Origin of the sequence: Geomicrobium sp. JCM 19037 (assembly GCF_000698105.1) — a bacterium.
GTDB lineage: Bacteria > Bacillota > Bacilli > Bacillales > Marinococcaceae > Geomicrobium_A.
The window spans coordinates 76,684-87,547 of record NZ_BAWZ01000015.1; the positions used below are offsets into that span (position 1 = coordinate 76,684).

The window sequence follows — 10,864 nt, forward strand, 5'->3', positions numbered from 1 at the left end:
TTAACTGTAACCTTTTTCCATATGAAACGTCAGATGCATAAAGTCAGATTATTCATTAAAAAAGGAGAGGTATCGATGTTTCGAAACGTTATCCTGACCCTAGGTTTTGTGCTCTTTATGGGTACATCCGTTGCTAACGCGTCTGACGATCTAGGACACGAACCTGAACCGAACGTTATTGAAGCCATTGAAGATTATATCCATGAATATGTGGAGAGCGACCGATTTGCAAGCCTTCACTTAGACCGAGAAGACGAATTTGCAGATGCTGTGATAATGCTTTCTTTTACAGAAATGATTTCTACCGAACAACAAGAAGACATCCAAGCGCTAACGAGTGAGGAAGACGAAGTCAAATTCCGCGAAGTCGCCTTTACCGAAGAGGAGTTGCTCACAAAGCAAGAGAATATTATTATTGGCCCGCCTGACGAGACGGGTTTTGACTTTCAGATTGTCGGAACAAGTGTAAACATATTCGAAAACCAGATCGATGTCGGAATCGATCCGTATACTGAAAGCCATCGCGACGCGCTGTATGAGGAGTATGGATCCGAAATGATTTACGTTGAACCGATGGACACGCCTGAGCTAGATGTAGAGGAGACTGAAGAGCCCAGTGAAGAACCGAACTTTTTTCAACGCATCCTGCAATCCATCAGTGATTGGTGGGATGGTTTAGGAGGGTAGCTAAATCTCTTTGGATGATGAAGAAGTCCGAAGGGCTACATTAAATACGCAAGCCGAAACCTGTCGATTGGATCCCCTTACTCTACATTGCATTTCTAAATATTCATGTGCTTGGATATACCAACAATACTAGAGAAATTAGCTAAAGGCAGTGCTTCATTGAAGAATAATTCGGTTTACCTTCGAGGACGATTTATGTGATCAAACCTCCTATCAGTGTTAGTCCCTATGTATGTTCGCTACCCCACTCAAAAAACAAGAGGAAATGTTCAGCGGTATTTGGTACGATGGTTCTCCACCTACCAAAACTAGAGGAGTGGACGAGCATGAGTGAACAAAACGACGATGGTTTGAATCGCAACCAGACGATCCCTATTTTCGATTGTGATTACCATGAATTTGATCATCATTTAGCGTTTTATACAGCGATGGGGTTTCAGATTACGTATTATCAGAAGGCTCCTTATCGTTTTGCTGAAGTTTTTAAAAAAGGAATTGGCGAGTTTAGTTTCTTTGGCAACCGTAAACACGAAGAGGAAGGGACTGTTGGAGGGTGCTCGGTCATTGTCCCGAACCTAAAAGAGATCTATGATGAGCTTCGCGCTAATCTTAAAGCCTATTATGGCCGAATTCCTGTAAAAGGATTGCCGCGCATTTCGAGGATGAACCAAACAGCTGAAGACTGGCGGGTGAACATTACTGATCCTACGGACAATACGATCATTTTGTCTCAAAGCTTTGGTGATTCTAAGGAATTAATGAAAAATGAGGATGAAAGAGTGCGTGCACTCCAGTCGAAATTCGAAAGATCTTTCGCACAAGCGTATCGCTTTGCGAATTCTAAGGAAGACCCTCTTGCTGCACGCAATACGTTGGAAGTTGCGTTTCTTAAATTCGTTGACGATGCCACATTTCCCGTTTTTTTTCGGGCTTACGTGTTACAAGCTGAAGTATACTTGGCATTAGACCAACACGAACGGTCGAACGAGGCAATAAAATCCGCAGATGACATCCTACCTTCGATTGATTCAATCGACGACGAATCTCTTGAAGGTGCCAAACAACGTTTACAGGAACTAAAAGAGCAATCATAGAGCAAACCAAACCCTCGTTGGCGAACACCAACGAGGGTTTATTTTAACGCTTCTAACGCCGTCTTCACATCACGATACACTTCTAAGTCCGAAAGCTTCACACCGAGTTGAATTGTCGTTTGTGCCATCTCAGGACGTACACCCGTAATGACCGGACGAATGCCTAACAAAGCGAGCGTCTGCGTAATCGTGAAAAAACGGGAAGCCGCAAACGTATCAAACATATGAATGCCCGAGAAATCAACGATGAGAATTTGTACTTCTTTGCTCGCAACATTCGGGATCACTTCATTTAAGATGTGCGTCGCTCGGTCCTCACTCATCACACCGATGACTGGAAGAACAGAAATGTGTTCGCGAACCGGTACGATGGGTGCAGATACCTCTAACAATTCCTCTTCCAATTTTAATAAGCGTAACTTATGCTGACTATTATAATATTTAGTGGAATTAGCAATCACTTGGTCAAAAATTTCTGTCATTCGAAAAATAAACGGAAAAATGTGCTCCGTTTGGTTTTGGTCATCAATCTCTCCAAACGACTGCTTCAACTCTCGTTCGATTTCCTCAAGCGCGTGAACGCGAAAGCGGGATAGCAATTCAACGATATACTCAAGGTCATGACCTTGCTTAGCGAGAACGTCCGTTGGATCGTAATCCAAATTTACATCTTCCGTCGATTCTTGCACGACCAATTCTTTCTTCACCTTTTGGAGTAAACGATACAGAAGGTGACTGTGCAATTCTTGCTCATCTTTTGATAATGTACGTGACGTTGACTGTGCCGTCTTCGCAACAATTCGTTCTACAACGGATTGCAATTGTTCGAAAAAACGTCCATATAATAGACTATTACGGTCCATCATCCCTATACCCTCTTTCTCTATCAATCCTTCACTACTATTATAAATAACTTTCGATTGGAATCAAAGGGCATCTGCATGAACCACTAAATTGTAGAAATAAGTGAAGTACAATGCCGCAACTACAATACGTTATCGCGATTTTTCATTGACACTCTTGTTTTAGGCAAACCCCCATCACATAAAAAGAACCCTTCATTAAGAAGAGCTCTCATCCATCCGCTTGTCATCGTATCGGCGCATGAACTGTTTTGCCGCATCATCTTGTTGCAACACACGAAAGTATTTATTCAGCAGATCATTACAAATTTCTTCATTAATCGTTTCAGAAATAAACCCGTCGGCATTAATTTCTGGATTGTAGATGAGTACGTCTTTAAAGATCGCTTTTCCGTCTTTGTTTACGACCACATCAATTTCCTCTGCGTTCAATGGCTCACCAACATCGTCAATTCTTAACGTAATCCGGATCTCCCGCTTTAACGGAAGTTCAACTTCCCAATGCCCGATGCCTTTATCTTGGTTGAAGTAAAGGTCGTCATCGGCAAATTCAAGGAAATAACTTAACTCTTCCTCAAGTTCATGGCAATATTGATCAATGATCTCTACAGCATGTGTGAGCGCAATTTTTCTTCGATAATGTCGGCTTAGTTCTCGTTTGATACTTTCTTTCGCATCCATTCTCTTCACACTCCACATCGTTCTTATATGTACCTTCTAATGACAATACCCTATTCCGACTATTTTCATGCATGTGCACCGTAAATGTTTTCGTTTCTCTATCGTATTGCTATACTGAAAGTAAGCGTTTACAAAAAAGGATGGTGTTGTCCATGGAAAATCGAATTGACCCTGAACTAAAAGAGGCTTTGCTCACGTTTCCAGCGATTGATTTAGATGAAGTGACGGCGACACGCGAACAAATGGTGATGGCGGCAGAAATGGTTCCCCTCCCAATCAATGAAGCTGTAATGATTACCGACCGCACCATCGAAGCAAGATCCGACCATCCACCTGTTCGGGTTCGTGTGTACGAACCAAAGGACAGCTCAGGGTCTTTACCTGGTTTGTTATGGATCCATGGCGGAGGATATGTACTTGGTTCTCCTGAAGGAGATGAACAATTGTGCCAGCGATTCGTTACAGAATCAGAGTGTGTCGTTGTTTCTGTCGATTATCGACTCGCCCCAGAACATCCGTATCCAGCGGGATTGGAGGATTGCTATACCGCTTTGGAGTGGTTTTCCAAACATGCAGCTGAACTAGGCGTTGACCGAACACGCATTGGTGTAGGTGGGCAAAGTGCTGGAGGAGGGCTAACCGCTGCCTTAGCCTTGCTCGCTCGAGATCGAAAAGGACCCGAGCTTTGTTTTCAAATGCCGCTATATCCTATGATTGATGACTATAACAATACTCCGTCAAGCCTTGAAATTACCGGACATATGATTTGGAATCACGATTTAAATGAAAAAGCTTGGGCGATGTACTTGAACAATAAAAACGGGACCGATGACGTATCTCCATATGCCGCACCCGCTCGTGCCAATGATCTAGCCGGTCTACCGTATACGTATACGTGCGTTGGTCAGCTCGACCCTTTTCGTGACGAGACGCTCACTTACGTACAAAAACTGTGCCAGGCCGGTGTTGATGTAGAATTCCACTTATATCCCGGCGCATTTCATGGCTTTGAAGGGATTGCGCCGGATGCACTAGTAAGTGAACGTACGATGCTGAGTACATTCAAGCTGCTACCTATGTATTGCATCGTCACGCCGTAGCATCAAATTAATAGACACACACTCGTCATCCGCTTACCGTATTCAAATAGGCGCGGATGGCTTTTTTATTCGTTAATACAATCACTTGATTTAAAGAGCGCTGTTCCTCAAATGCTTGCAACCGTTTCTTCATCGTTTTTTTGCGTCGGTTATACGTTGTCACAATATAACGAATAAATTCAACATCTAGTTTCTCCTTACACCCTTCACCCATGTCAGAACGAGTTCGCCCGAAATTTTTGATCCATCGTTTAAACACACGATAAAGACATACGTAGAGAGGAAGCTCTAAATAAATAATCGTGTCTGCACGGGCGACACGAACCTCGTACGTATTGTTGTAATTCCCTTCAATAATCCATTGTTCACGTTCTACAATCTCTTGTTGCTCAGCAGCAAATTCATCAACAGCTTTCATCACCCAGCCAGGCTTCCAAAAATAAGCATCCAGATGATACACATTCATGTGCAGCTCTTCGCCAAGTTCTCTAGCGAACGTTGACTTGCCAACTCCTGGGGAAACACCCATCACCATGATCCTATTCATCATACCCCTCCCGCTCTAGTGCAATACACAAGTATACTACAAAATGAGTTAAAAAAAGGAATTTTGCATTACATTATTCGGTGGTGATCTGCGTTCCTGTAAAAGCGATCTAGAAGTAACTGCCTGTTTCTTGGGGTTGTAACTGCATCAACCTCCTCAGTGTAAGAAATTCCACCACTCTGTTCGGTCGCAAAGACCAACAAGACATTCCGAAGACCGTACGGTTTATCTTCGGCACCTCCGGTGCCGATCGTTGCTAGCTCTTGAGGTTTTTATGAAAAGAGGATTGAAGTTCGGCGTTGAAATGAGCGTTCGTAGATCGTCGTGGTGTTCCAAAGTGATCTAGATCGCAATCCCCTAGAAATTCCCAAAAATAAGCCTCCGTCGCCCCCGCCAGTGCCAAAAAACAGTGAAAAGTGGTCTAGATCATCAAGAAAATGATCTAGATCACCGATTATGTGGTAAAAACCATCGTTTTAACGTGATCTAGACCGTTTTGAGTGCGATCTAGATCACCTAATTCCAGTATATCCCAATTATGTGCGTGTTCAGAAACCAAGAACGACCCGATCCAAGCCGAAACAATCGGTCTCATCACCTTAACTCCGCCAGCTTGGCACACTTATACAAAAGGGACGACCTTCTCAGGTCGCCCTCTCATTCCTATTTATGAATCATGATCTGCTCATCTTCAATAGAAAGTTTGTATTCACGTAGCTTCTGCTTTCCATCTGCGGCAAGTGTGCGGCCTTCATTTTTAATATTAAATTCACGGCCATGCCAAGGGCAACGAAGAATGTCCCTTCATGTTGAAAGTCATATTCGCCAATTTGTTCTGTTGCAACGGGTGCCCCGCACAATTTCCCTTTACTCAAAGGAGCTCCTTGATGAGGACATACATTAGTGAACGCATGAAATTCGCCGTCAGAAGCTCGGCAAACGACAATTGACCGGCCGTTAAACTCCGCTTCCATCATTTCTCCCGGGGACAAGTCCGCTGTCGTTCCTACCACTTTTTGCATTTGTGCTTCATCTCCTATGGAAGTTTTGGGTAAAAATTTCTTGCATTTTCGCTAAAGATTTTCCGTCTTAGTTCATCATCCAGTCCAGGCGGCAAGGCGCGTTCCGGAGAATCATAATCCCAATGTGGATAATCTGTGGAAAACGCAATATTGCGATCACTTCCCATCTGATCAATCATTTGCATCATTTCCCACTTTTTTAGCTCTTCTAGCGGCTGGGTCGTAAAGCACAGATGCTCACGTACGATGTCGCTCGGCATCCGCTTCACCCAAGGTACTTCATGGCGCAAGTCTTTGTATTGCTGATCCATTTTTCTCATTAAGAATGGAGCATACGTAAATCCGCCTTCAATCATCATGAGTTTTAAGCGCGGAAACTTCTCAAACACGCCTGAGAAGATCATGTTCGTCACTTGATTCATATGTGATGTTGGAATTAACGTGTGCCATTCGATAAAATACCGTGGCCATTTTCCAAAATAAACCGGTGGCTCATTATGGTGCATCGCAATCATCAAGTCATGTTTTTGCGCAGCTTCATAGATTGGATGATAATACGGATCGCCCCACAAAATATCATCAATCGGAAGCAAGATTTGAACCATTTTCGGATGGCTTCCTACACGCTCAATTTCGCGAACCGCCCCTGCAGGATCTTGTGCGGCGATATGCACCGAACCGTACAACCGTTCATCTCGCTCGAGCCAATGTTCGATTTGCCAATCGTTATATGCACTCGCCAGCGCTGTCGCCATTTCATACCACCCGTGCATCGACGACGGCGATGGATCCAGTGCACCTGTAAGTATGCCGTATTCATGATTATTCGCATCAAGCAATTGCTCTTGCATGAAACCGAGATCAGAACCAGCAGGTCTCCCATCAGGAACCCTCGCATCCGCACGATCCACACCCGCAACCGCCGGCTGTGTATACGGCATATGTTTCTCCTGAACCCAATTGCTATCAGTAATATACCGTTTCCACGGTTGTTCAAGGTACGGCAATAACTGTTCATAACTTACCCGTTCATGTATATCTGTATCGATTAACTTCATTCACTCATCCCCTTTACACTACAACTTTTTGAAAAATGTATCATAGGGGAACGCGTGCAGACAAACCGACTGAGCACCCGTATAAAGCGATGAGCTCGTTCAGTGAACACCAGTGATATTCAGTGAGCATCAGTGACACATTTTCAACTATGCCATTTTGTTATAGGCTATAACGCTTCACAAAACCAAGCCAAATCCACGAACAACTATGTAAAGATAGAAGGAACAACGTGAGAGAAGGTATGAACTTCATGAGTATTTTATTGTTTCTGCTCGGTTTTATCGCAAGTGTGTACGGCATCATTATTGGTGCAGGCGGAGGGTTTATTATCGTTCCGTTCCTCATTTTATTTTTTGATACACCGTCGCACATTGCCGCAGGAACCGGCTTAGCGATCGTTTTCCTGAATAGTATTAGTGGGATCTATGTATATTTGAAACAAGGAAGAGTGTTGATCCGACAAGGAGTTCTTTTTGGCGTCGCCGCCATTCCTGGAACGTTCGTCGGTCTCTTTTTCGTACAGCAAATTTCTGAGCACTGGTTTCAATATGGGTTAGCGGTCTTACTCGTAGGCCTAGGCATTTATATTACATGTAAAAAGCCACCTGAGGCAGCTGAAGTTTGCCACACCTCGTCCAATGAGCAACCAAGGCTCTTTTTGTTACTTGTGATTGGATTAATGATCGGAACGATCTCTTCATTTTTTGGCATTGGAGGCGGTTGGCTCCTCGTCCCATTCTCATTTATTTATTTCGCATTGATGCCTACCGAGCAACGGCTACCTCCGTTTTAGCACTCGGCATCTATTCGTTTGTCGGCGCAGCTTCTGCTGTCGGCGCAGGTACGATTGATTGGCAACTGTTTCTCTGGTGCGGAACCGGCGCAGTTATCGGCGCATACGTTGGCGCCCGCATCTCCAAACGATTTAACGCTTCGTCCATCACGAAACTATTGGCAGTTCTCGTGTTCGTCATTGCGGTTCTACTCGTAATATGAGACGGTTAGATGAACAGGAGGACACCCGATGAAAATTCACACGTTTGAATTATTTTGCCTTATTGTCGAAAAGGGCAGCATTAGCAGTGCTGCCAGGGAAGCATACCTTACCCAACCGTCCGTCACGAAGAGCGTCCGCGACTTGGAAGAGGAGTTTGGTTGCCTGCTATTTAACCGACAACAAGGAAGAATCACCTTGACCGAAGCCGGCAAGCAACTTTATCCGCATGCACGCGCCATCGTGTCTGAGTTCTACAACTCCAAAGAAGCCGTTCTGTTTATACAACAGCACACCCAATCCAAACTACGAATCGGCGCCAGCTACACGCTAGGAGAATATGTGCTCCCTCAGATCATTAGCTCGTACAAACAAGAATACCAGGGAGAATTGCAACTACAAATTCTTAACACCCCGGACATTCTCGACCTTTTACATGCCGATGAACTAGACCTCGCATTTGTTGAAGGTGAAGTGGAAGGAGATGATTTTACGAAAGAACCGATTGCCACTGATGAGATTGTCGTCATTGCCGCACCAACTCACCCGTTGGCCACGCACAGATCGATCATGATCGATGACTTATCCCCTCACCACCTCATCTCTCGAGAAGAAGCATCTGGCACACGAAGAATCGTTGAACAACATTTGCCCGAGCGGAAGAAAACACGACTCTCGCCATACATCGAGCTATCCACAACCCAAGCTGTGAAGAGTGCCGTGTTGTCAGGCATCGGTTATGCGTTCGTCTCGCGCTTAGTCGTAGAACAAGAAATCGGGCACGGCGCTTTCGTTCACGTCCCGATTGTTGATCTAACCATTCATCGAACTCTTTGGGCAGTCAAAAAGCACAAGCGCTTTGAGAAGCCCTCTGTTGCTTCGTTTTTAGCAGAAACGAAAAAGCAACTAGCGGCACACAAATAGATATGCTTACACAACATCTTGCTTTTTGTGGATCGCCATTCCGGCTATAAAGATGAGCCAAAACAATAGTGCACCGATAACGGCTGTTCCGAGTGTAGCACTATAGGTTACCCACGATGATACTTGTTCTGCAAACCATTGTGTGCCGATTGTCGTGGCGAGAGTCATCAGTATAATTGCAACACCGTACACAACAAATACGATCACCCATCGCAATATTCCCGGTCGCATCAGTTTAAGTGTGATAGCCAAAATTGTCGCAAGTAAAACGATCATCACGATCATTGAAACCATATAAAATAGGAGTGCTGGTGTGATTGCTGTACCTTTCATCACTCTCGACAAGCTTTCAAAAAACACCCACATAAAGCCGCACGTACTAATCACGAGAATACGGGCGAGTAGTATGTCTGATCTTTTTAGGGGCAGTGAGTTCATAAACCGGGCGACACCATTCTTCTCTTCCAACTGCACGAGTGACATTGACAGTACGAGAATGATGATTAACGGGCTAACTACATTGTCCGATGGAAAAAACCATCCGAGCAAAAATGGACCGATGACGAGTATTGGAAGGCTATATCGGAATAGCCACATTTCTAGTTTGAATAAGGATATCATACGTCTTCACCACCTAAATAAAAGTCATGAAGATCTTCTAAGGAGACAAGGTCTTCACTTCCGTCTTCTTTAGCGATGACGTTTCCTTCCTCGTCTTTTCCTAAGCGGCTTTTCAGGTCATCCACTTCACCGTGCGCCTTCACTTCTCCTTCGTCCATCAACCAAACTGAACCGGCCAACTCTTCCATATCTCCTAAAATATGAGAAGAAAAAATCACCGTCACACCATGTTCATTGGCTTCTTTCAACAACCGAAGCATTTGCCTTCTTGATTTTTGGTCCAATCCAGCCGTCGGCTCATCTAACATTAACAACCGGGGGCGGTGCGCCATTGCCATGGCAAAACCAGCTTTCATCTTCATGCCTCGCGAAAGGCTCTTAATCTTTTTGTTTTCATCTACCTTATACGACTGGAGCATCGATCGGTAGTGGTCATCATCCCAAGAATGATATTGTTCCGAAAGAAACTTGCCAAGTCTTGAGAGCTTCATATCGTCATACATGAGCAAGTCGTCATACACGAAGCCGACATCTTGCTTCCACTTCCCAACATCATGGAACTCTTCCCCGTCATGAAAGCGACGAAGCTCGCCAGAATCAAGCGTTAGTAATCCTAAAACCATCTGCATCATTGTCGTTTTTCCAGCACCGTTATTCCCAATCACACCAAGCATATCCCCTTGCTGGATCGTTATAGACGGAATGTTCAGTTCAAAATCGCCGCGTTTTTTTACAACTTGATTAAATTGAATATGGTCCATAAGACTCTCCTTCAGCGATAGATTCACGTTCCATCCTATCATGTATACCTGCTACACCGAGTACTGTTTTGACTAATGATTTCAACATCTTGCAAAGACAGGGATTAGGAATCATTCTTTACCAATATTCATCGATATTGCTTCAGAATTGCGTTAAAATAATCTAGGATTCTTCTCCTATACGGTATGAATTAAACCTTTTTCTGATTAGCACCGTTAGTTGTTGCTTTTCACTGCTGGGGGAGGGTTGTAGTCCAGACCACAAGTGCAACATCGGTGGTCAAAGTACGCCCACCGTGTTTTCTATGTACTCCAGAGCACAAGGGCGACATCGGTGGCGAACCCCGCCACCGTGTCTACTATGTAGTCCAGACTATAAGGGCGACGCGGTACACTTTTCTGCCTATTGGCTAGGGTGTAGAAAAAGAAGCTCAAATGCCTCATAAGTTCATATTTGTGACATTTTGGAAAGAAAAATCATCATTTTTAACGTGGATGTGCACATAAACGG

Annotated in this window: 11 protein-coding genes and 1 pseudogene; 5 read left to right on the top strand and 7 right to left on the bottom strand. The window is 44.3% G+C overall.

Going from position 1 to position 10,864, the window contains the following annotated elements:
* The first annotated feature begins 75 nt into the window (after positions 1-75).
* Together JCM19037_RS10475 and JCM19037_RS10480 are read left to right on the top strand one after the other, a co-directional pair.
* A complete protein-coding gene (locus JCM19037_RS10475; RefSeq protein ID WP_042400763.1) occupies positions 76-687 on the top strand; it encodes a hypothetical protein in 612 nt (203 codons plus the stop codon).
* 326 nt (positions 688-1,013) lie between these two features.
* A complete protein-coding gene (locus JCM19037_RS10480; protein ID WP_042400766.1) occupies positions 1,014-1,781 on the top strand; it encodes a hypothetical protein in 768 nt (255 codons plus the stop codon).
* A 38-nt stretch (positions 1,782-1,819) separates the two neighbouring features.
* Here the strand turns inward: JCM19037_RS10480 and JCM19037_RS10485 are convergent, their stop codons facing one another.
* A complete protein-coding gene (locus JCM19037_RS10485) occupies positions 1,820-2,647 on the bottom strand; it encodes an STAS domain-containing protein (protein WP_042400769.1) in 828 nt (275 codons plus the stop codon).
* A 195-nt stretch (positions 2,648-2,842) separates the two neighbouring features.
* Positions 2,843-3,325 carry a hypothetical protein gene (locus tag JCM19037_RS10490; protein WP_042400773.1) on the bottom strand — a complete coding sequence of 161 codons (483 nt, stop codon included), beginning with the start codon at positions 3,323-3,325 and terminating at the stop codon, positions 2,843-2,845.
* A gap of 152 nt (positions 3,326-3,477) precedes the next feature.
* Between JCM19037_RS10490 and JCM19037_RS10495 the strand changes: the two genes are divergently transcribed.
* Positions 3,478-4,425: an alpha/beta hydrolase gene (locus JCM19037_RS10495; protein WP_193744728.1), complete on the top strand. Its 948-nt coding sequence runs from the start codon at positions 3,478-3,480 to the stop codon at positions 4,423-4,425.
* Positions 4,426-4,450: 25 nt separating this feature from the next.
* Here the strand turns inward: JCM19037_RS10495 and JCM19037_RS10500 are convergent, their stop codons facing one another.
* The 3 genes from JCM19037_RS10500 to JCM19037_RS10510 form a co-directional block, all read right to left on the bottom strand.
* Positions 4,451-4,972: a topology modulation protein gene (locus JCM19037_RS10500; protein ID WP_042400776.1), complete on the bottom strand. Its 522-nt coding sequence runs from the start codon at positions 4,970-4,972 to the stop codon at positions 4,451-4,453.
* 674 nt (positions 4,973-5,646) lie between these two features.
* Complete coding sequence (locus JCM19037_RS10505; protein ID WP_238544664.1) at positions 5,647-5,994, bottom strand: Rieske (2Fe-2S) protein; 348 nt, start codon at positions 5,992-5,994, stop codon at positions 5,647-5,649.
* A gap of 14 nt (positions 5,995-6,008) precedes the next feature.
* Positions 6,009-7,052: an amidohydrolase family protein gene (locus tag JCM19037_RS10510; protein WP_042400778.1), complete on the bottom strand. Its 1,044-nt coding sequence runs from the start codon at positions 7,050-7,052 to the stop codon at positions 6,009-6,011.
* Positions 7,053-7,303: 251 nt separating this feature from the next.
* On the opposite strand from JCM19037_RS10510, the pseudogene JCM19037_RS10515 reads away from it, so the two are divergent.
* Positions 7,304-8,049: pseudogene (locus JCM19037_RS10515) on the top strand (sulfite exporter TauE/SafE family protein).
* A 28-nt stretch (positions 8,050-8,077) separates the two neighbouring features.
* The gene (locus tag JCM19037_RS10520) at positions 8,078-8,971 is read left to right on the top strand and encodes a LysR family transcriptional regulator (protein WP_042400780.1); all 894 of its coding nucleotides are present in this window, start codon (positions 8,078-8,080) and stop codon (positions 8,969-8,971) included.
* Positions 8,972-8,977: 6 nt separating this feature from the next.
* Here JCM19037_RS10520 and JCM19037_RS10525 read toward each other — a convergent pair whose 3' ends face one another.
* On the bottom strand, positions 8,978-9,592 hold the full coding sequence (locus JCM19037_RS10525; protein WP_042400784.1) for an ABC-2 transporter permease: 615 nt from the start codon (positions 9,590-9,592) through the stop codon (positions 8,978-8,980).
* Positions 9,589-10,353 carry an ABC transporter ATP-binding protein gene (locus tag JCM19037_RS10530; protein ID WP_042400787.1) on the bottom strand — a complete coding sequence of 255 codons (765 nt, stop codon included), beginning with the start codon at positions 10,351-10,353 and terminating at the stop codon, positions 9,589-9,591. The genes JCM19037_RS10525 and JCM19037_RS10530 overlap by 4 nt, the downstream gene beginning before the upstream one ends.
* Positions 10,354-10,864: the final 511 nt, after the last annotated feature.